The 20,398-nt window shown below is 73.0% G+C and carries 18 protein-coding genes and 1 riboswitch; of the genes, 7 read left to right on the top strand and 11 right to left on the bottom strand.

Going from position 1 to position 20,398, the window contains the following annotated elements:
* The first annotated feature begins 39 nt into the window (after positions 1-39).
* Positions 40-1,452, top strand: coding sequence for an aminotransferase class V-fold PLP-dependent enzyme (locus tag ACQPZP_RS21735; RefSeq protein ID WP_433479432.1), 1,413 nt, complete (start codon positions 40-42; stop codon positions 1,450-1,452).
* Between the two features lie 6 nt (positions 1,453-1,458).
* Here the strand turns inward: ACQPZP_RS21735 and ACQPZP_RS21730 are convergent, their stop codons facing one another.
* The 3 genes from ACQPZP_RS21730 to ACQPZP_RS21720 form a co-directional block, all read right to left on the bottom strand.
* Positions 1,459-3,957 (bottom strand): sugar phosphate nucleotidyltransferase, encoded by a 2,499-nt coding sequence (locus ACQPZP_RS21730; RefSeq protein WP_433479431.1) that lies wholly within the window; start codon positions 3,955-3,957, stop codon positions 1,459-1,461.
* On the bottom strand, positions 3,954-4,652 hold the full coding sequence (locus ACQPZP_RS21725) for a CDP-alcohol phosphatidyltransferase family protein (RefSeq protein ID WP_433479430.1): 699 nt from the start codon (positions 4,650-4,652) through the stop codon (positions 3,954-3,956). Before ACQPZP_RS21725 ends, ACQPZP_RS21730 begins: the two co-directional genes overlap by 4 nt.
* Positions 4,653-4,797: 145 nt before the next feature.
* Entirely contained in the window at positions 4,798-5,949 is a 1,152-nt protein-coding gene (locus ACQPZP_RS21720; protein ID WP_433479429.1) for a sensor histidine kinase, read from the bottom strand.
* Positions 5,950-6,076: 127 nt separating this feature from the next.
* Between ACQPZP_RS21720 and ACQPZP_RS21715 the strand changes: the two genes are divergently transcribed.
* The 3 genes from ACQPZP_RS21715 to ACQPZP_RS21705 all read left to right on the top strand — a co-directional run bounded on the left by ACQPZP_RS21715 (position 6,077) and on the right by ACQPZP_RS21705 (position 9,893).
* A complete protein-coding gene (locus tag ACQPZP_RS21715; protein WP_433479428.1) occupies positions 6,077-7,165 on the top strand; it encodes a hypothetical protein in 1,089 nt (362 codons plus the stop codon).
* 97 nt (positions 7,166-7,262) lie between these two features.
* A riboswitch (TPP riboswitch) is annotated at positions 7,263-7,376 on the top strand.
* On the top strand, positions 7,372-9,132 hold the full coding sequence (gene thiC, locus ACQPZP_RS21710; protein WP_433479427.1) for a phosphomethylpyrimidine synthase ThiC: 1,761 nt from the start codon (positions 7,372-7,374) through the stop codon (positions 9,130-9,132). Its footprint overlaps the riboswitch before it by 5 nt.
* A 173-nt stretch (positions 9,133-9,305) precedes the next feature.
* Entirely contained in the window at positions 9,306-9,893 is a 588-nt protein-coding gene (locus tag ACQPZP_RS21705) for a TetR/AcrR family transcriptional regulator (protein WP_433479426.1), read from the top strand.
* 13 nt (positions 9,894-9,906) lie between these two features.
* Here the strand turns inward: ACQPZP_RS21705 and ACQPZP_RS21700 are convergent, their stop codons facing one another.
* Together ACQPZP_RS21700 and ACQPZP_RS21695 are read right to left on the bottom strand one after the other, a co-directional pair.
* Positions 9,907-10,743 carry a metallophosphoesterase family protein gene (locus ACQPZP_RS21700; RefSeq protein WP_433479425.1) on the bottom strand — a complete coding sequence of 279 codons (837 nt, stop codon included), beginning with the start codon at positions 10,741-10,743 and terminating at the stop codon, positions 9,907-9,909.
* 34 nt (positions 10,744-10,777) lie between these two features.
* The gene (locus ACQPZP_RS21695; RefSeq protein WP_433479424.1) at positions 10,778-11,341 is read right to left on the bottom strand and encodes a helix-turn-helix domain-containing protein; all 564 of its coding nucleotides are present in this window, start codon (positions 11,339-11,341) and stop codon (positions 10,778-10,780) included.
* 80 nt (positions 11,342-11,421) lie between these two features.
* Between ACQPZP_RS21695 and ACQPZP_RS21690 the strand changes: the two genes are divergently transcribed.
* Positions 11,422-12,843 (top strand): alpha/beta hydrolase family protein, encoded by a 1,422-nt coding sequence (locus tag ACQPZP_RS21690; protein WP_433479423.1) that lies wholly within the window; start codon positions 11,422-11,424, stop codon positions 12,841-12,843.
* 68 nt (positions 12,844-12,911) lie between these two features.
* On the opposite strand, the gene ACQPZP_RS21685 is transcribed toward ACQPZP_RS21690, so the two are convergent.
* Complete coding sequence (locus ACQPZP_RS21685; RefSeq protein WP_433479422.1) at positions 12,912-13,415, bottom strand: DUF1772 domain-containing protein; 504 nt, start codon at positions 13,413-13,415, stop codon at positions 12,912-12,914.
* Between the two features lie 30 nt (positions 13,416-13,445).
* Positions 13,446-14,294 (bottom strand): NAD(P)H-binding protein, encoded by an 849-nt coding sequence (locus ACQPZP_RS21680; RefSeq protein ID WP_433479421.1) that lies wholly within the window; start codon positions 14,292-14,294, stop codon positions 13,446-13,448.
* A gap of 81 nt (positions 14,295-14,375) precedes the next feature.
* On the opposite strand from ACQPZP_RS21680, the gene ACQPZP_RS21675 reads away from it, so the two are divergent.
* Positions 14,376-15,317, top strand: coding sequence for a cupin domain-containing protein (locus tag ACQPZP_RS21675; RefSeq protein WP_433479420.1), 942 nt, complete (start codon positions 14,376-14,378; stop codon positions 15,315-15,317).
* Positions 15,318-15,321: 4 nt separating this feature from the next.
* Here ACQPZP_RS21675 and ACQPZP_RS21670 read toward each other — a convergent pair whose 3' ends face one another.
* The 4 genes from ACQPZP_RS21670 to ACQPZP_RS21655 form a co-directional block, all read right to left on the bottom strand.
* On the bottom strand, positions 15,322-16,224 hold the full coding sequence (locus ACQPZP_RS21670) for an alpha/beta hydrolase (RefSeq protein ID WP_433479419.1): 903 nt from the start codon (positions 16,222-16,224) through the stop codon (positions 15,322-15,324).
* 41 nt (positions 16,225-16,265) lie between these two features.
* Positions 16,266-16,895, bottom strand: coding sequence for a TetR/AcrR family transcriptional regulator C-terminal ligand-binding domain-containing protein (locus tag ACQPZP_RS21665; protein ID WP_433479418.1), 630 nt, complete (start codon positions 16,893-16,895; stop codon positions 16,266-16,268).
* Positions 16,896-16,943: 48 nt separating this feature from the next.
* A complete protein-coding gene (locus ACQPZP_RS21660) occupies positions 16,944-18,074 on the bottom strand; it encodes a carbohydrate kinase family protein (protein WP_433479417.1) in 1,131 nt (376 codons plus the stop codon).
* A 67-nt stretch (positions 18,075-18,141) separates the two neighbouring features.
* On the bottom strand, positions 18,142-19,473 hold the full coding sequence (locus ACQPZP_RS21655; RefSeq protein WP_433479416.1) for a hypothetical protein: 1,332 nt from the start codon (positions 19,471-19,473) through the stop codon (positions 18,142-18,144).
* A gap of 184 nt (positions 19,474-19,657) precedes the next feature.
* On the opposite strand from ACQPZP_RS21655, the gene ACQPZP_RS21650 reads away from it, so the two are divergent.
* Positions 19,658-20,389: a GntR family transcriptional regulator gene (locus tag ACQPZP_RS21650; protein ID WP_433479415.1), complete on the top strand. Its 732-nt coding sequence runs from the start codon at positions 19,658-19,660 to the stop codon at positions 20,387-20,389.
* Positions 20,390-20,398 lie beyond the last annotated feature (9 nt).

Raw genomic sequence — 20,398 nt, 5'->3', positions numbered from 1 at the left:
TTCATTAAGCAATGTCGCTTTTGCTGGCGGGGGTGCACAATGAGCGTTTCATCCGATTACCAGGTCGATGTCATGCCCGGCTACGCGGAGACGCGGCGGCTGGACGAACTGCGCGCCGCCGAGTACCGCCACCTCGACGTCCAGACCTACCTGGACTACACCGGGGCGGGCGTCGCCGCCGAGGCCCAGATCCGCGCGCACGCCGAGCGCCTGACCGGACGCTGCTACGGCAACCCGCACTCGGAGAACCCGACGTCCAGCGCCTCCACGGGCCTCGTCGACCAGGCCCGGGAGGCGATCCTGGCGTTCTTCAACGCCTCGCCGGAGGAGTACGCGGTGGTGTTCACGCCGAACGCCAGCGGCGCGTGCCGCCTCGTCGGCGAGGCGTACCCCTTCGCCCGCGGCGGCCGGCTCGTCCTCACCGGCGACAACCACAACTCGGTGAACGGGATCAGGGAGTTCGCCAAGGCGCGCGGAGCCGAGGTCGTCCACGTCCCCGTCCGCGGGCCCGGCCTCCGGGTGCGCGAGGCGGAGATCCGCGCCGCGCTGGGTGACCGCCGCGGCCTGCTGGTGTACCCCGCGCAGAGCAACTTCAGCGGCGTCCAGCATCCGCTGAGCTGGATCGGCCTCGCCCAGGCGCACGGGTACGACGTGCTGCTCGACGCCGCGGCGTTCGTCCCCGCCAACCGCCTCGACCTGAGCCTGGTCCATCCCGACTTCGTCCCCGTGAGCTGGTACAAGGTGTTCGGCTACCCGACCGGCGTCGGCTGCCTCATCGCCCGCCGGGAGGCGCTCGCCCGGCTGCGCCGGCCCTGGTTCGCGGGCGGGACGATCCAGGCGGTCAGCGCGCTCGGCGGCTGGCACGTCCTCGCGCCCGACGAGACGGCGTTCGAGGACGGCACCCTGAACTTCCTGTCCATCCCGGACGTGGAGTTCGGCGTCCGCTGGGTCGAGGACATCGGCATGGACCTCATCCACCGCCGTGTCGGCTGCCTGACGTCCCTGCTCCTGCGGCGGCTCGCGGACCTGCGCCATTCCGACGGCTCCCCCCTGATCCGGTTCTACGGCCCGGACGGCACCGACCGGCGAGGCGGGACGGTCGCGTTCAACGTCCTCGACCCGCGCGGCCGGATCGTGGACGAGCGGATCGTCGCCCGTGACAGCGCCGACGCCGGAATCTCCGTCCGGACCGGCTGCTTCTGCAACCCGGGCGCCGGGGAGGGCGCGTTCGAGATCTCCGAGCGCGCGCTGCGCGGCACCGCCGGCCGGCGGATGCGCACCCTCGACGACTATCTGGGCGTGCTCGGCCTGCCCAGCGGCGGGGCGGTCAGGGCGTCCCTCGGCCTGGTCTCGAACGTCGCGGACGTGGACCGCCTCATCGAGTTCCTGGACGCCGCATACGGCGACCGTGAACCGGACGCCACCGGCCTCAAACCCCGCGAACGGTGCTGAGAACGCCTAAGAGCCGGCGCGTTCGACCACGACGGCCCATTCCTCCAGCAGCGCCTGGGCGGCGTCCGCGTCCGGCCCCTCGGCCCACAGATGGGTGACCGCCTCCGCCGGGTCGGGCAGGACGAGGACCCAGCGGCCGTCGTCCTCGACCACGCGGACGCCGTCGGTGGTGTCGATCGTCCGCTCCGCGGCGGCCTCCACGACGTGCCGCATCACGCTGCCCTTGGCCGCCCACGGCGTCGGGACGGAACGGCGCAGCAGATGCGCGTCCGGGATGCGCCGGTCGATCTGCGACAGCGTCAGCCGCGTCCGCGCGACGAGGCCGACGAGCCGGACGAACGCCGCGATCCCGTCCACGGTGCCGCTGAACTCCGGCATCAGGAACCCGCCCCGCCCGTCCCCCGCGAAGATCACGCTGGGCTGCGCGGCGGCCTTGGTGAGGACGTCCTGGGACGTGGACGTCCACTCGACCTGCACGCCGTGGAACCGGCACACCTGCTCGGCGACCCGCGTCGTCGTCACCGGCAGCGCCACCCGCCCGCCGCGGCGCTCCGCCGCGACCAGGTCCAGCATCACCAGCAGCGCGCGGTCGTCGCCGACCAGCTCGCCGTTCTCGTCCACCAGCGAGATCCGCTCCCCCACCGGGTCGAACCGGACGCCGAACGCGGCGCGCGACGACGACACCAGCTCGCCGAGCCGCTCCAGGTCGCGCATCCGCTCGGCGAGCGTCTCGGTCGGGTTCGCCTCGTCCAGCCCCGCGTTGCGCGTGAGGACCTCCACGCCGACCTTGCCGAGCAGGCTCGGCAGGACGAGCGAGGCGACACCGCCCGCGCAGTCCAGGACGATCTTCAGCCCGGCCTCGCGGACGCCGCGGATGTCGACGCGGCGCAGCAGGTCGCGGGTGTAGGTCTCGACGACGCGCGGCGGGTAGGTCAGCTCGGCGATCTCGCCGGGGAACGCGCGGCGGTACTCCTGCCGGCCGAAGACCCGCTCCAGCTTGCGCTGCGCGCCCTGGGACAGGTCGGCGCCGCCCGCGTCCAGGAACAAGATGTCGACGCCCTGGGGGTCGCCGAGCGTGGTGCGGATGTAGATGCCGCCGACGCTGTCCTCGCGGCCGGTCTCGAACCGCGCGACGGTCAGCGGGGTCGCCTCCAGGTCCTGGACGTTGATCGCACTCGCGGTCAGGGCGCTGTTCACCGCGCGCTTCAGGGTGCGGGCGGCGCGGGACACGTCCCTTCCGGTGACGACCGTGCACCCCTTCTTCAGTGTCGTCGCGTAGGCGCTGGCGAGCCGGACCGCCAGTTCGGGCGTGATCTCCACGTTCACGAGCCCGGACACGCCGCGCGGCCCGAACAGGTTGCGCTGCCCCCGCGACTCCCAGATCACGCTGGTGTTGACGACCGCGCCGGCCTCGATGGTCTTGAACGGGTAGACCTTCACGCCGCTGGAGACGTACGCCTCGGCCTCGATGACGCACTCGTCCCCGATGACCGCGCCCTCCTCGACGCGGGACCCCGCCATGATGTCGGTGTTCTTGCCGACGACGCAGCCGCGCAGATTCGTGGACGGCGCGACGAACACGTTGTCGTGGACGATGGCCCGGTGCAGGAACGCGCCCTCCTTCACGACGACGTTGCTGCCGAGGACGGTGTACTCGCGCAGTTCGACGCCCGCCTCGACCTTCGCGTAGTCGCCGATGTATAGCGGCCCCTTGAGGACGGCCTCTGCGTCCACCTCGGCGCCCTCGGCGACCCACACGCCCGGCGACATCTCGAACCCGTCGAGGTCGATGCCGACCTGCCCGGACAGCATGTCCGCCTGCGCCTTGAGGTAGCTCTCGTGGGTGCCGACGTCCTCCCAGTAGCAGTCGGCCACGTACCCGAACAGGCGGGCGCCCTCGGCGAGCAGCTTCGGGAACACGTCTCCGGACCAGTCGACCGGCTCGCCTTCGGCGACGTGCTCAAGGACCTCGGGTTCCATCACGTAGATCCCGGTGTTGACGGTGTCGGAGAACACCTGGCCCCAGGTGGGCTTCTCCAGGAACCGCTGCACGCGGCCATCGTCGTCCACGATGATGATCCCGAATTCGAGGGGGTTCGGGACCCGCTTCAGGCCGATCGTGACGAGGGCGTCGTTCTCCTCGTGGAACCGCACCATGTCGGTCAGGTTGATGTCGGTGAGCGCGTCCCCGGAGATCACGAGGAACCGGTCGTCGCGCAGCGCCTCCTCGGCGTTCTTGACGCTGCCGGCGGTGCCGAGCGGGACCTCCTCCGTCGCGTAGCTCAGCGACATGCCGAGTTCCTCGCCGTCGCCGAAGTAGTTGCGGATCAGCGCCGCCAGGAACTGGACGGTGACGACGGTCTCGGAGAACCCGTGCTTCTTCAGCAGCCGCAGCACGTGCTCCATGATCGGCCGGTTGACGAGCGGAAGCAGCGGCTTGGGCTGGTTGGCGGTCATCGGACGCAGCCGCGTCCCCTCGCCTCCCGCCATCACGACGGCCTTCATCGGGGGGTCTCAGCTCCCTTCTGGTCGCCGGCCGGCGGTTCCGCGCCCGGATCGCGCGGGCCGCCCGTGCCGCCGGGATCATGCGCGGAGCCCGGCCCGAGGGCCGGGGACGAGCCGCGGCCGGCCAGCACCAGCTGCCGCGTCTGCGCCCAGTACAGGACGGCCGCCCACCAGTACAGGCCCGTCCCCCAGATGGCGAAGGCCCATCCGATGATCTTGGCCGCGGTCGCCGCGCCGCCGTCGTGGTCGCCGAGCAGCAGCAGCGGGAACGCGTACAGCAGGCACATCGTCGCGGCCTTGCCGATGAAGTGGACGGGCAGCGTGCCGCCGTACCCGAGCCGCCGCACGATCGGGGCGATCGGCAGGATCGCCACCTCGCGGGCGACCAGCACGGCCACCAGCCAGACCGGGATGATGTCGCGGATGGTGAGCCCGATCAGCGTGGCCAGGATGTAGAGCCGGTCGGCGGCCGGGTCGAGCACCATGCCGAGCCTGCTGGTCTGGTTCAGCGCGCGCGCCAGCTTCCCGTCCAGCCAGTCCGACAGGCCCGCGAACACCAGCAGGCCGAGCGCCCACCAGTCCGCCTCCACCAGGACGAGCCACAGGAACAGCGGGACGCCGACGAGCCGGGCCAGGCTCAGGATGTTCGGCACCGTGAAGATCCGGTCCTGCGGGGCCTCCTGCAGTGTGCTCACCGACGCGTTCCCCTCCCCTGGTCCCCTTGATCCTGACCCTACCGGTAAGGGTTTGAAAGCCCCCGGCAGCGTCCGGTGGGGTTGGGAGGTTCCCGGCGGATGGATCGAGCGCGGCGAAGACGCCGGAGGGGCCTGTTCCGTTCCGTCACCGCGAGGTGACGGCGCCGGCGAGCGGGAGAACGGCCGTGACGACGAACCCGCCGGCCTCGCCCGGGCCCGCGTCGAGTGACCCGCCGACGCTGCGCGCCCGCTCGATCATCCCGAGGATCCCGAACCCCTCGGGCGTCCCGCCGGAGGGGCCCTTCCCGTCGTCGGCGACCCGCACGACGAGTCCTTCGCCGTCCCGGGTCAGGCTCACCGTCACGCGCTCGGCGGCGGCGTGTTTGACAACGTTGGTCAACGCCTCCTGGACGATCCGGTACGCCGCGACGCCGATCTCGGGCGGCAGCGCCCCCACGTCGCCGTCCTGGAGGTCCACGTCGATCCCGCCGCCGCGGGCCGCCCGCGCCAGCTCCCCGATGCCGCCCGCGCCGGGCAGCGTCCCCGGCGTCCCGACGTCGGTCCCGCGCAGAACCTGGAGCGTACCGCGCAGCTCGGTGCGGGCGTCCCGGCACGTGCCCGCGATCGACGCGAGGGCATCGGCGAGCTCCTCCCGGTCGAGGGGGCGGTCCCCGCGCACCAGATGGGCCGCGGCGCCGGCCTGGACGCCGATCAGCGTGATGCTGTGCGCGAGGAGGTCGTGCAGGTCGCGGGCGATCCGCAGGCGCTCCTCGGCGACCCGCCGCCGCGCCTCCTGGTCCCGTGTCCGCTCGGCCCGCTCGGCCCGCTCGGTGATCGTCGCGAGCCGCGCCCGGTGCACCCGCCACACCTGGACGGCGATCACGACGGACACCACCGCCTCGATGACCGCGATCTGCTCGCGCAGCGAGCCGCCGCCCGCCCGCATCGCCATGCCGACCACGCACACGGCGAGCAGGGACGCGACCACGCCGAGGACGATCCGGACCCGGTGCCCGAGCACCGCGTAGGCGAACAGCGCGATCACCTCGGCGGGCACGAGCGCGTGGTGCTGGTACTGCGCCAGGTGGTACGGGAGCACGAGGACCACCAGCGAGACCAGACCCGGGGTCGGCCGGCGCCTGATGACCGCGAGCGGCACGTGCGCGGCCGCCAGCAGCAGCGCCCCCGGCGCGTCCAGCTCCCGGACGCCCGGCCACACCGCCGCGACGACCGCCGCGGCCCCCGCCAGCAGCGTCGCGAGCAGGGCGTCCTTCGCCGTCACACCGACCCTGGGCATCGTCACCACCCGGCCATTGTCCCCGAGTCCCGCGATCTTCGCGCATCACCCCGTCTCATCGCGCTCTTCTTCGGGACCGGCCGCCCCGCCCTATAGTTCTGCAAACCCCGTCACGAAGGGCCGACAGTTGTCCGTCCCCCCGCCCGCTGTCCCCCCGCCGGAACTCCGGATCACGCTCGGCCGGAGAGCGTACCGACGGCCGTTCCGGATCTTCCTCTCCGCGCTCGCCGCCGGCCTGCTCGTCTCCCTGTCCACGCGTTCCAGCGCCGAAGCCTGGGAACCGGAGAAGGCCCGCCAGGTCATCGGCTTCTTCGGCGGCGGCTGCGCGCTCGTCGCGCTGGCGGCCGCCCTCTGGGCATGGGCGATCTACCGCGACCGCCTCGTCGTGACCATCTCGGAGAAGGGCGTGACCCTTCGCCGCCGCAAGCAGCTGGCGGAGATCCCGGCCGGCGCGGTCGAGGCGGCCGGGATCACGTGGCCGGTCACCGACCCCGTCTGGACGATCTGGTTCGACCCCGAGGCGGCGCCGGGCGTCGACGCCGTCGCGGAGGTCGAGGGCGGCGCCGTGACGCTGCTGCGCGACCGGTCGCTCCCCCTGGGCTGGGTCCGTGCGGCGGAGAACGCGACCGCGGAGATCCTGGGCGCCGTCTGGCGCGTCATGGACGACGAAGGCAGGGAGGTACCGCCGCCCCCGGCGGGCGCCCTGCTCAAGGCGGACCGCGTCCTGGTCGACGGCGTCGGCCGCTACCGCGACGAACGCGGCGGCGCCCTCCTCGCCGTGGCCCACGGCCCGCTCGGCAGGCCGCCGCGGGGGCGGTCGGGCTTCTTCCCCCTCGCCTCCGGGAGAGGCCGCCGGAGGATCGTGCTGCGCGATCCCCACGCCCGCACGCTGCTGGTGCTCAAGCGCCGGTCCTCGCCGCTGGGCCGCGACCGCCTGCGCGTCTTCGACCCCGAGGGCCGCCTCCTCGGCGTGGTGCGCGGCCGCCATGAGCCGTCCTTCCACACCACCGGCGGCGTGCTTCTCGGCAGCACCCGGCAGGCCGGCGACCGCCACGTCGTCACCGGCGTGGACGGACGGCGGTCGGCCACGCTGCGGGCCAGGAGCGGCGCCGACGACAGCCGCATGTGGCTGGAGCGGTCGCCGTCGGCTCCGGAACCGCTTCGCGCGCTCACCCTGGCCCTGCCCATGGCCGTGCGCACCGCCCGCCAGTCCTGATGCCGGCGCTCAGGCATCCCGCGCACGGTCCACGCGGGCGCGCTTACCGTATCGGCGGCGGTTGCGGCAACGGGGGTGCGGCGGGTTAGCGTCGGGGGCGACAGATCGCGGGGGCCCGGCGAACCGGGCTGAGATAGCGGCTGGGACGGCCGCTGACCGCATGAACCTGACCGGGTAATGCCGGCGTAGGGAGAGATCGAGTCGTCATGACCGAACCTGTGGTTCCAGCTGCGCGCAAGACCTACCTCCAGGGCTCGCGCCCCGACATCCGCGTCCCGATGCGGGAGGTGCCGCTGACCAACGGCGACGCCGTCGTCCTGTACGACACCTCCGGGCCGTACACCGATCCTGAGCAGGACACCGACGTCCGCAGGGGGCTGCCCCCGGTGCGGGAGGCGTGGATCGCCGAGCGCGGCGACACCGTCCCGTACGAGGGGCGGGCGGCGCGTCCCGAGGACGACGGGAGGCGGTCGGCGCCCGCCGCCCTTCCCGGGGGCGGCGGCCCCCCGCAGGTGGTCCGGGAGGACTTCCTGCCGCGGCGGCCGCGCCGGGCGGCCGGCGGCGCGGTGACCCAGCGCGCCTACGCGCGCCGCGGGGAGATCACGCCGGAGATGGAGTTCGCGGCGCTGCGCGAGGGCGTGCCGCCGGAGTTCGTCCGGGACGAGCTGGCGGCCGGGCGCGCCGTGCTGCCCGCCAACGTCAACCACCCCGAGATCGAGCCGATGGTCATCGGGCGGAACTTCCTGGTGAAGGTGAACGCGAACATCGGCAACTCGGCGGTCGCGTCCTCGGTCGAGGACGAGGTCGAGAAGATGACGTGGGCGACCCGGTGGGGGGCCGACACGATCATGGACCTGTCGACGGGGAAGGACATCCACACCACCCGGGAGTGGATCCTGCGGAACTCCCCGGTGCCGGTCGGGACCGTCCCGCTGTACCAGGCCGTCGAGAAGGTCGGCGGCGACCCCGCTGAGCTGACCTACGAGGTCTTCCGCGACACGGTGATCGAGCAGGCGGAGCAGGGCGTGGACTACATGACCGTGCACGCCGGGGTCCTGCTCCCGTACGTGCCGCTGACGGCGCGGCGCAAGACGGGGATCGTGTCGCGCGGCGGGTCGATCATGGCGGCCTGGTGCCTGGCGCACCACGAGGAGAACTTCCTCTACACGCACTTCCGGGAGCTGTGCGAGATCTTCGCCGCGTACGACGTCACCTGGTCGCTCGGGGACGGCCTGCGCCCCGGCTCGATCGCGGACGCCAACGACGAGGCGCAGTTCGCCGAGCTGCGCACGCAGGGCGAGCTGACGAGGATCGCGGCGGAGTACGGCGACCAGGTGATGAACGAGGGGCCCGGGCACGTCCCGATGCACAAGATCAAGGAGAACGTCGACCTGCAGCAGGAGTGGTGCGACGGGGCGCCGTTCTACACGCTCGGCCCGCTGACCACCGACATCGCGCCCGGCTACGACCACATCACCTCGGCGATCGGCGCCGCGATGATCGGCTGGCACGGCACCGCGATGCTCTGCTACGTCACGCCGAAGGAGCACCTCGGGCTGCCGGACCGCGACGACGTCAAGGCCGGCGTGATCGCCTACAAGATCGCCGCGCACGCCGCCGACCTGGCCAAGGGGCATCCGGGCGCGCAGGCGTGGGACGACGCGCTGTCGGACGCGCGGTTCGACTTCCGGTGGGAGGACCAGTTCAGCCTCTCCCTCGATCCGGACACCGCCCGCGCGTTCCACGACGCGACGCTCCCGGCGGCGCCCGCGAAGACCGCGCACTTCTGCTCGATGTGCGGCCCGCACTTCTGCTCGATGAAGATCACGCGGGACGTCCGGCGGTACGCCGGCGAGCACGGGCTGGCCGAGGACGAGGCGCTCGCCGCCGGGATGCGGGAGAAGGCGGCGGAGTTCAAGGCGGCAGGCGGGCGGGTCTACCTGCCGGTCTCCCCCGCCGGTTCCTGACCGCACGGCGTCCGGCCCGCCGCGGCGCCGTCCGCGGCGGGCCGGGCGTCCGGGTGCATCCGGCCACCGGTCACCGGGGCGGCGCGGATAGGATCGAAGGACCGTTCCAAAGCCGCGGATCCCCTCGAATCGCCGCAGCGCCGTCTACCCGCCGGGAAGGACCGACGACCCAGGTGACCAGCGACGACACGCCGAAGGCCCGCGCCCGGGCGGTGCGCGCCGACGTGCGCCGCAACCGTGCGCGGCTGCTCGCCGCCGCGCGGGAGACGTTCGAGCGGGACGGGGCCGGCGCGTCCCTGGAGGCCGTCGCCCGTGGCGCCGGGGTCGGCATCGGCACGCTCTACCGCCACTTCCCCACCCGCCAGGACCTCCTGGAGGCGCTGCTCGCCGGGGTCTACGACGACCTCGCCGCGGCGGCCCGCGATCTGATGGTCACCCCGGCGCCGGACGAGGCCCTCATGACGTGGCTGCGGACGTTCATCTCCGAGGTCACGGCGTTCCCCGGGATGGCGGCCTCGGCGATGGTGTCGCTCCAGGACGAGCGGCCGGAACCGTCCCGCTCCTGGAGGGCGATGCACGGGGCGGGCGAGGCGCTGTTCGCCCGCGCTCAGCGCGCCGGGGACGCGCCCGCGGGGGTCTCGTTCACCGACGTGCTCCGGCTCGCCGGGGCGATCGCGGCGGTCACCGAGCGGGAACCGGTCGCCGCGGGCCGGCTGCTGTCGCTCGCCGCCACCGGCGTGATGCCGGGCAAGGCCCGCTAGCCCTCGCCGCCGGTCAGGCCGTCTCGGGACCGGGCAGGACGCGGCGAGGGCCGCGCGGCTCCTCGCCCCGCTTGCGCCATTCGCGCGGGTAGCCGACCGACACCTCGATGTGCGGGACGTCGCCGGTCCAGATCGTCCGCGGGATGTGCAGGTGCCCGTACACGACGGACACCGCGCCGTAGCGCGCGTGCCAGTCCGCGGTGCGCTCGGTGCCGCACCACTGGGCGAACTCGGGATACCACAGGACGCGGGTGGGTTCGCGGACGAGCGGCCAATGGTTGACGAGCACGGTCCGCGTTCCCGGTTCCAGGGCGGCCAGGCGTTCCTCGGTGTAGGCGATCCGGGCGTCGCACCAGGCGTCCCGAGTGGGGTACGGGTCGGGGTGCAGGTAGACCTCGTCGGTGCACACGACGCCCGCCTCGTGTGCGACCGCAAGCGCCTCTTCCTTGGTGGACGTCCCGTCCGGCCGGAAGGTGTAGTCGTACAGGATGAACAGCGGCGCGACCGTCACGGGACCGGCCTCGCCGTCCCACACCGGGTACGGGTCCTCAGGGGTCAGCACGCCCAGGCCGCGGCACATGTCGACGAGCCGGCGGTAGCGGGCCTCGCCGCGCAGCGCCACCGGGTCGTCCTTGACGGTCCACAGCTCGTGGTTGCCTGGCACCCACAGCACGGTCGCGAAGCGCTCGCTCAGCGTGCAGAGCGCCCACTCTACGTCGGCGAAGTGCTCGGCGACATCGCCCGCCACGATCAGCCAGTCGCCGCCGGACACCGGCCGCAGTCCCTCGACGAACGCGCGGTTCTCCGGGAACCCCACGTGCAGGTCGCTGATCGCGTAGACACCGCCCATCCAGAGATCGTAAGCCCCGGCCGGGAGGGCGGCCTCACTCGTCGTCGGCGGGCAGGGTGAACAGGCGGATGTGGACGGGACGCGCCCCCGGCGGCGCGTCCTCCCGGCGGTGCGCGTGCTCGTGCAGCAGGCGGATGTACGCCTCGAAGAACTCGGCCAGGCCCTCCTCGGTCATGTGGGCGAACCCACGCGACAGCAGGGCCCACGTCCGCTCCCGCTCGTGGACCGCGGGCAGCCGCCCGAACAGCTCCATGTCCTCGGCGTGGCCGATCCGGAGCAGCTCGGCGAGGACCGGCCGGTCCTCGGGCGGCAGGGACTCCGGGTCGGGCGTGCGGACGTCGCGCGGGCCCTCGGCCCGGCGCCACCAGCGCTCCCGGCCGGCGGACCGCTCCGGGATCTCCTCGATGAACCCGTACTTCTCCAGCTGCCGCAGGTGGTAGCTGGTCGTGCCGGTGTTGGCGCCGAGCGCCTCGCCGATCGTCGTGGACGTCGCGGGGCCGTGCGCCCGCAGCCGGTGCAGGATCCGGCGCCGCAGGGGATGGCTCAGCGCCTTGATCCGTCCCGGGTCGTCCAGGATGACGGGCTCCTCGTCCTTCATGGGGAGCAGCCTAGTACTCCAGAGGTATCTTTGCAGAGAACTCTTTGCAGAGCTTTCTCTGTAGTTCTAGGGTCACCGCCATGAAGACCGCGATGACCCTCCTTCTGGCGCTCGTGCTCGGCGCCCTCCTTGCGGCGCCCGCCCGGGCCGCCGCACCCGCGCCGGGGCCGGTCCCCGCACCGCCCGGTCTGACCGCGACGGACGTGAGCTTCGCGGGGGCCGGCGGACTGACCCTCCACGGCACCGTCCTGGCGCCGGCGGCGAAGGGCCCGAGCCGGCCCGGGGTCGTCCTCGTCACCGGGTCCGGCTCCGGTGTGCCGCGCGAGCACCTGCTCACCGAGGCCACGGAGTTCGCCCGCCGGGGACTCGCCGTGCTGATCTACGACAAGCGGTCCGAGGGGTACACCCAGTTCCGCCGGGACTACTCCGAACTCGCGGACGACGCGCTCGGCGGGCTGCGCGCCCTGCGCGCGCGGCCCGGTGTCGATCCCGCGAAGGTGGGCCTGTGGGGGCTCAGCGAGGGCGGCTGGGTGGCGCCGCTCGCCGCGTCCCGCTCGGCCGGGGCGGCCTTCGTGATCGTCGTCGGCGGAAACGCCATGACGCCGATCCGCCAGCAGAACTGGAACGAGAGCTACGACCTGCGCCGGGCCGGGGTGTCGGGCTCGCTGGTCGACCGCGGCAAACCGGCCCTCGCCCGGCTCGCGGGCGACGCCGGCATGTTCGCCGAGGCGTACTTCGACGCACAGGGCGTCCTGCAGCGCGTCCGGCAGCCGCTGCTCGGCATCTGGGGCGAGCACGACCTGCAGACCCCGCCCGAGGACAACCCTCCGCTGTTCGCGCGGGCCCTGCGGCGGGGCGGCAACACCCACTACACGTTCCGCTTCTTCGCCGGCGCCGACCACGCCGCCCACCTGACGCCGGACGGCGGCGTCACCCGCGGCGCCGAACTGGCTCCGGGCTACGCCGACCTCGTCGGCTCGTGGGTGCACGACGTGACGAACGGGAAGCCGCCCGAAGCCGATGCCGCCACGCCCCTGCACCAGAAATACCCCAGTGCCGAGGTGCAGCCGTTGCCGTGGTGGGAGTCGCGGTGGGTGCACCTGGCGGCGGTTCTGCTGTTCCTCGTGGCGTTCACCGCTTACCCGCTGGTGGCGCTGGTGCGCAGGCTCCGCGGCCGGAGGGTCCGCCCGGTGAGCCGCTGGGCGCGGCTGCTGGCCGGCGCGGGCTTCGCGGCCGGGTTCGGCCCGGTCGTGTACCTCTTCTACCTGGTGGCGGGCAACTCGCCCGACCCCGGCCCCGTGCTCGGCGGCAGGCCGCTGCCGTGGCTGATCCTGCAGGGACTCGCCGTGGCCGCGGTCGCGGCGGCGGTCGCGACCGCGGTGGCGTGGCGCCGTGCCGCGGCGGCCGCCGCGCCGGGCGAGCGCGTCCGGCTCGGCCTGCTGATGGCCGCCGGCGCGGTGCTCGTCCCGTGGGGACTCCACTGGGGCCTGCTCCTGCCGTGAGCCGGACGGGCGACGGAGGACGGCCCGTGCTCCTCCCGGGAGCACGGGCCGCTTTCCGCCTCCGGTCGTCAGTTGTTCTTGCCCCAGACGTAGACGCCCAGGCTCATGGCGAGGAGGCTCGCCCAGCTGAAGACGGCCCGCGCCGTGTTCCAGGCCGTCCAGCGGCCGGAGTAGTCCGACCAGATCTTCGCCGCCTCGGTCACGTCCTTCGGGATCGTGACGCCGTCCAGGTCGTTGTTCATCGGGATGTTCACCGCGAAGCTCGGGACGAGCGCGCCCACGAAGTACACCGCCGCCGCGACGAAGAACAGGACGGCCGCGGACTTCTGGTCCAGGGTCAGCAGCAGCACCCCCGCCGCGATCGCCAGGAAGGGGACGAGCAGGAACACGGCGATGAAGACCGGATTCTGGATCTTCTGGTTGATGCCCTGCATGGCGTCGATGGCCGAGCCCGGCTTCGCCGCGTTCAGGCCCGGCATAACGCCGGTGGAGAAGGCGAAGAACGCCCCGGCCATGCCGGCCGCCATGATGATGGAGAGGGTCGCCGAGACGCCCGCCAGTGCGAATTTCATGATCAGGTCCAATCGTCGCGATGGGGAGGATCAGGTGTTCCAGATGCCGCTGGCGGCGGTGTCCCGCGCGTAGTCGGCGAAGTCGCGCGGCTCGCGGCCGAGCGCCCGCCGGACGCCGTCGGCGGGCCGGGCGTTGCGGCCGTCCAGGACGTTCGCGAACAGGTAGGTGAGGAATCCGGCGAGCTCCTCGGGAAGGCCCTGCTCACGGAGCGCCGCCGCGTAGTCGTCCGCGCTGACCTGGACGAAGGCGATCTCGCGTCCGGCGGCGCGGCCGATCTCGGCCACGGCCTCGGTGAAGGTGAGCGCCCGCGGGCCGGTCACCTCGTACACCTCGCCGTCGTGCCCTTCCCGGGTGAGCGCCTCGACGGCCACGTCCGCGATGTCGCCGGCATCGATGAACGGTTCGGGAACGTCGCCCGCCGGGAGGGTCACCTCGCCGGCCAGGACGGGGTCGAGAAGGTAGTCCTCGCTGAAGTTCTGCGCGAACCAGGCCGACCGGACAACCGTCCACGCGAGTCCCGACTCGCGGACGACCCGCTCGCACTCCTGCGCCTCGGGCTCGCCGCGTCCCGACAGCAGGACCACCCGCCGGACGCCCGCGTCCACCGCCGCGTCCGTGAACGCGCGGACGGCCTCCCGGGCGCCGGGCGCCGCGAGGTCCGGGTAGTAGGAGAGGTAGACGTTCTCGACGTCCCGCAGGACGGGCGGCCAGGTGCTCTCGTCCTCCCAGTCGAAGGCGGGCGCCGCCGACCGGGACCCCATCCGGACCGGGACGTCCAGGGCCTCCAGCCGCTCGACGACGCGGCGGCCGGTCTTCCCGGTCCCGCCGAGGACGAGGGTGAGGCCCTTCTCGATGATGTTCGCTGCGCTGTTCGTCATGCTTTTGAGTCAACAGCCGGGCGCTCCCGGCGACCATCGTTGAGAAGCTCGCCTCAATACGCGAGCGTCTACGCTTGGCCCATGGACGCTCTGGCCGACCTCCTCGACGGGCCGCGCGCGCGGGGGGCGTTCATGCTGCGCGCGACCCTCACGCCGCCCTGGTCGATGCGGATCCAGGACGAAGCCCCGCTCACGCTGCTCTCCATGGTCAGGGACGACGCGTGGCTGGTCCCCGACGAGGGAGAGGCGCAGCGCGTGGGCCCCGGCGACATGGTCGTCTTCCGCGGCCCGGATCCGTACACGGTCAGCGACGACCCCGCGACCGAGCCGCAGATCGTCATCCATCCGGGGCAGCACTGCACCACCCCGGACGGGACGAGCCTGTCGGAGGCGATGGACCTCGGCGTCCGCGCCTGGGGCAACGACCCCGACGGGTCGACGGTCATGCTGGTCGGCACCTACCAGTTGCGCGGCGCCGTCACGCGGCGGCTGCTGTCCGCGCTGCCGCCGATGGCGGTCGTCCGCGGCGACACGTGGCGGTCACCGCTCGTCGACGTGCTCCAGGAGGAGATCGGCAAGGACGAGCCCGGCCAGGACGTCGTCCTCGACCGGCTGCTGGACCTGCTGCTCATCGCGACGCTGCGCGCCTGGTTCTCCCGGCCGGAGGCCGAGGCGCCCGGCTGGTACCGCGCGCACGGCGACGCGGTCGTCGGCCCGGCGCTGCGGCTGCTGCACGAGGACCTGTCCCACCCCTGGACGGTCGCGGACCTGGCGGCCAAGGTCGGCGTGTCGCGCGCGGCGCTCGCCCAGCGGTTCGCGAAGCTGATCGGGGAGCCGCCCATGGCGTACCTGACCGGTCTCCGCCTCGCGCAGGCCGCCGACCTGCTGCGCGAGAGCGACGCGACGCTGGAGGCCGTGGCACGCCGGGTCGGCTACGGCAACGCCTTCGCGCTCAGCACCGCGTTCAAGCGCGAACGCGGCCTCAGCCCGCAGGAGTACCGCGGCGGCCCGGTGACCGCCTGACCGGTCAGGCCGCCGCGCCGAGGTGCTCGTGGAAGAAGGCGGTCATGAGCGCGAGGACGCGTTCGCTCTCCTTGCCGTAGACGACGAAGTGGTCGCCGTGCAGGATCTCCAGCCGCTTCGGGTGCAGGGCCCGCTCGTAGGCGGCGAAGGCCAGGTCGCTGTGGGTGAGCATGTCCTGGTCCGCGACCACCATCAGCAGCGGTGTCGGCGTGATGCGCGCGATGGAGTCGCCCGGCTCGTACTCGGCGGTCATCTCGACCGAGCGCAGCGTGACCTCGTTCCGCCAGGTCTTCAGCCGTTCCGGCTCGATCGTGCGGTACCACTCGTAGGTCGGGCGGTCGGGCAGCGCGGCGAGTTCCCCGGGCGTCTCGGTGATCAGCGGGATCATCGCCGGGGCCTCGCCGCGGAACCGGGCGAGCCGGTCCGCCTCGAACGTCCGGCGGACCTCGGCGAGCGCCTCGGACGGGATGAACCGGGACATGCTCGTCCCGCCGCTGATCACCGGGACCTGTGCGTAGACGCACTTGACCCGGCGGTCCACCGCCGCGACGACGAGCACGTGGCCGCCCGAGTAGCTGGAGCCGAACACGCCGATGCGGCCGGCGTCGACCTCGTCCCGCGTGCACAGGAACGTGATCGCGTCCCGGTAGCCGCGGATCTGCGCCCACGGGTCGACCTCCTGGCGGGGCTCGCCGTCGCTGGCGCCGAACGACGGGTGGTCGTAGAGCAGGACGGCCAGCCCGGACGCGGCGAGCGCCTCGGCGATGTCGTCGGTGTACTGCTCCTTGACGGCCCCGTAGCCGTGGGTGACGACGACCGCCGGGTGCGGGGCCGGGCGGCCGTCCGGCGTGTAGAGCCAGCCGCGGAGCGTCGTGCCGGCCGAGTCGAACTCGATGTCGTGGCGCATGCCGGGTCCTTCCGGGAGGGGCGGCGGATCACCGCCCGTGGTCAGGGGTCCTGGGTTCCGGGAGGCGAGAACGCGCCGCCCAGCGCGGCCGCGTAGGCGGCCGCCGCGGCGGTCTCGGCCAGGGCGTCGTCCACCGGCCCGCGCATGATCAGCAGCCGGTAGTAGAAGGGTGCGCCGACGGCGGCGACGACCGCGGCGGCGTCGGTGCCGGGAGGCACCTCTCCGCGCTCGGCGGCGCGCTCGACGATCCGCGCGGCGAGCCGGTTCCGCTCGGCGAACACCTCGGTCAGCGCGGCCGCGGCCTCCGGCGAGCGGACGGCGGCGGCCACCATGCCCTCGACCAATGCGCGGTACCGGGGCCGGGCGTACAGCCCGGCGATCTCGGACGCGAGGGCGCGCAGGTCGTCGCGCAGCGACCCCGTGTCGGGGATCGGCACCTCCCGCGTCGCGATCTCGCCGAGGACGTCGACGACGAGCCCCTCGACGCTGCGCCACCGCCGGTACAGCGTGGCGAGGTGGACCCTCGACCGCTCGGCCACGCGGTCGAGGGTGAGGCCGGCGTATCCGGCGTCCTCCAGTTCGCCGAGCACCGCGTCGAGCACGGCCGCACGGGTGCGGGCCGTCCGGCCCCCGGGTCGGGCGGCCCCCGCCGCCGGCGCGTCCTCGGTCACCCGGCCGATGCTAATGCGAAAGGCTTCGCATTAGCAATGCCGGATGGTTCAGAGCTCCGTGCGGAGCGTGGGCTCGGCGCGGACGACCGTGTCGTCGGCGGCGTCCGGAATGAACGGGATCACGAACGCGTAGTCCGCCAGGACGGACTCGGGGACCTCCCCCGACTCGCCGAACGCGGCGATCTCGCCCCAGCAGGGCGAGCCGAGCGAGCCGCTGCGGTGCCGCACCGACAGCCCCGCGCACAGGTTGGCGAACCGGAGCCGCTCGGCCAGCGGGAGGCCGGCGAGGGTCGCGAACACGAATCCGGCGGCGAACACGTCGCCCGCACCGGTCGGGTCGAGCGCCTCCACCGGCAGCGCGCCGGTCTCGGCCCGCTCCCCCGCCACCGAGTCGATGGCGATCGCGCCGTCCCCGCCGCACTTGACCACGACGACGGGCACCCGCTCGGCGAGCGCCTCGGCGGCTTCGGCGGGGGTGCGCGTGCGCGTGTAGGACATCGCCTCGGCGGCGTTCGGGAGGAACACGTCCACGTGCGCGAGACGGTCGAGGACCTCGGCCGGCCAGGCGCCCGTCTGGTCCCAGCCGAGGTCGCCGAAGACCAGCGTGCCGCGCTCGCGCATCCGGGCCGCCCAGGCCGGGACCGGCTGGTCGACGTCCACGAAGCACGCCCGCGCGGCGGGTGGTGCGCCGACCTCGTCCGGCTCGCCCGGTTCGCCTGGAGAGGAGGGGACGGGACGGGCGAACGTCACCATGCTGCGGTCGGAGTCGTAGGCCATCGACACCGTCACCGGCGTCGACCATCCCGGCACCCGCCGGGACAGGCCGAGGTCGACCCCCTCCTGCTCGGCGAGGGTCCGCCACAGGTAGGCGCCGAACATGTCGTCCCCGAACGGGGCCGCGAGCCCGACCCGCAGGCCGAGCCGGCTCATCGCCACCGCGATGTTCGCGACGCCGCCCGGCGCGGAACCGAGCCCGTCGGTGACGATCTCGGTGCCGGGCGGCGGCAGCCCCGGCAGCCCGGTGAAGATCATGTCCATGAAGACCCGGCCGGACAGGAAGACGTCCAGCCCGGCGGCCGCGCCGTCCGGGCGCAGCCGCGCCCCCGCCGGCTCCCGCTCGGCGCAGGGGTCGGCGAGGGACGGCTCTGGCGCCCGGCCGGGCGCGGTCTGCTGAGTCACGAGGCCCCCAGAGCGAGGCTTGGGCACGTTTTCACGGGACCCTAGCCCGCACCACTGACATCAATGTCTACTTCGGAACGTACAGGCGGATGTCGTCCACCTGCGCGGATCCCTCGTAGAAGTTCATGTGCGGGTCACCGATCATGAACCGGTCCGGGTAGGCGGACCCGGCGGGCCAGGTGTCGTGGTCGACGAGGGTGCCGCCCGGTCCCTGCCAGGTCCAGTCGGCGTTGTACCGGCCGTCGTACTCGTCCGGCCGCTGGTTGTAGTGCCATATCGGCTCGCCGTCCTGGACGAACGAGCGCGTGTACCGGAAGGTCGCCCGGCCCACGTGCGCGAACACGCCCGACATCTCCATCGTGTAGGCGCCGCCGCGCCGCTCGATCGCGAACGTGTAGGGCTCCTGCGGCAGCAGTTCGGGCTTCAGGTCGACGGTGGAGACGATCGCGCCGGCCTTCTTGAGGCCGCACTCGCTCTGCATCAGGTACTCGGTGCCCGGCATCGCAGGGTAGCGGCGGTCGTCGGTCATGAAGATCGCGTTGACGCCGTTGCCCGTGCCGGCCGAGTAGGGCTCGTACTGCTTGGTCGCGGGATTGCAGTACAGCAGTCCGCTACCGGTGTACTTGTAGCGGTTGTAGCCGTCCATGGCGACCTTGCGGTGGCCGTGGATGAAGATGTTGTTGTGCGGCGCCACCTGCCGGTAGTCCATGATCGACATGTAGTAGAAGCCGTTGGAGTCGGTGCGGACGTCGGCCCACTGGCACTCCGGCCTGGCGAAGTCGCCTCCCGAGGCCCACGGGAAGTTGGTCTTGCACCCTTCGGGCGAGTAGCCGTTGACGCGCCCGTCCGGATAGTCCCAGGAGCCGCCCCGCTGGCCGCCGAAGTCCAGGCCGCGCAGCGTCATCTCCACCCGGTACTCGGCGGGCAGGTCGCGGGTCGAGCGGATGACGACGCCCGCCTGGTGGCTCGGCTCGTCCAGGTGGGCGGTGCCCTGGCGGGAGGTGAGCGCCGGGGGCGCGTCCGGTCTGCCGTCCCCGTCGGCGTCGCGCGCGGCCAGTTCGGCGGTGAGCCAGCCGCGCTCTCCGAACGCGAACGACTTGCGGTACGTCTTCATCTTGGCCAGCTGCTCGCGGAACGCGGGCCCGCCCACCGTGTCGAAGTAGGCGCCGTCGTTGTCGTAGATGTCGACGTCGTAGGGGCTGGACGGGCCGTCGCCGTCCGGTCTCCACGGCACCTTCGCGTCGTCGAGGTGCCGGTCGAACGGCTCGGCGGCCATCAGCCGCCACCCCTCGCGGGCGCCGGGCCGGGCCGTGTCCGCGTGGGCCGGGGCCGCGCTGAGCGCCGCCGGCATGAGCACCGGAAGTGCCAGCGCCACGGCGCCGCGCACGAACTTCCTCATCTCGCCGCCTTCCTCGCCGCGCGCCGGGCACGGCATAGCCACGGTCAGGACGATCTGCCGAGAAGGTAGGCGGCACCGGCGGCCCACGACCACGGCAAACATCGCCAAAGTGGTATTGACCAGTCGCCACAATGGGACATACGGTGTGCGACGACGAGAACAGCGGCCGCAGGAGGTGAAAGGCGTGCCATCCGCCGGTGAGGCCCGGTCCGGGAGCACGAAACGGCAGGCGGTGCGCCGCGAGCTCCTCGCCATGCTGGACGGCCTGGACGTCGGCGACGCGCTGCCGTCCGAGCGCCGGCTGGCCGAGGAGCTCGGCGTGTCCCGGCCCACGCTGCGGCAGGCCATCGACGGCCTCGTCACCGAGGGCCTGCTCGACCGCCGGCACGGGAGCGGCACCTACGTCGCCGAACCTCGGATCGCCGTGTCGCTGACCATGACCTCGTTCACCGAGGACATGATCAGGCGCGGGATGAAGCCGGGCGGCCGGGTGCTGTCGTTCCGCACCGAGACGGCGGGCGCGCGGATCGGCCGGCGGCTGGCCCTGTCACCCGTCGAAGAGGTATTTACCATTCGCCGGCTCCGGCTGGCGGACGGGACCACCATGGCCATCGAGACCCTCTACCTGCCCCGGTCGCTGATGCCGGGCCTGCGCAGGCACGACCTCGAAGGGCAGTCGTTCTACGACCTGCTGCGAGGCCACGGCGTCGTGATCGCCTCGGGCACCGAGACGATCGAGCCGACCGTCACCACCGCCGAGGAGGCCGCCGAGCTGGGAGTGCCGGTGCACACGCCGGCCTTCCTGTTCGAGCGGGTCACCCGGGACGAGGGCGGGCGGCCACTGGAGTACGTCCGGTCCGTCTACCGGGGCGACCGGTACCGGCTGGAACTGGACCTGCGACCGCCGACCCACTGATCCCCGACC

This window comes from Spirillospora sp. CA-142024 (assembly GCF_050942325.1).
Classification (GTDB): Bacteria; Actinomycetota; Actinomycetes; order Streptosporangiales; family Streptosporangiaceae; genus Spirillospora.
The sequence above is the reverse complement of the archived record's forward strand: the minus strand, read 5'-3'. Positions and strand labels throughout refer to the sequence as shown.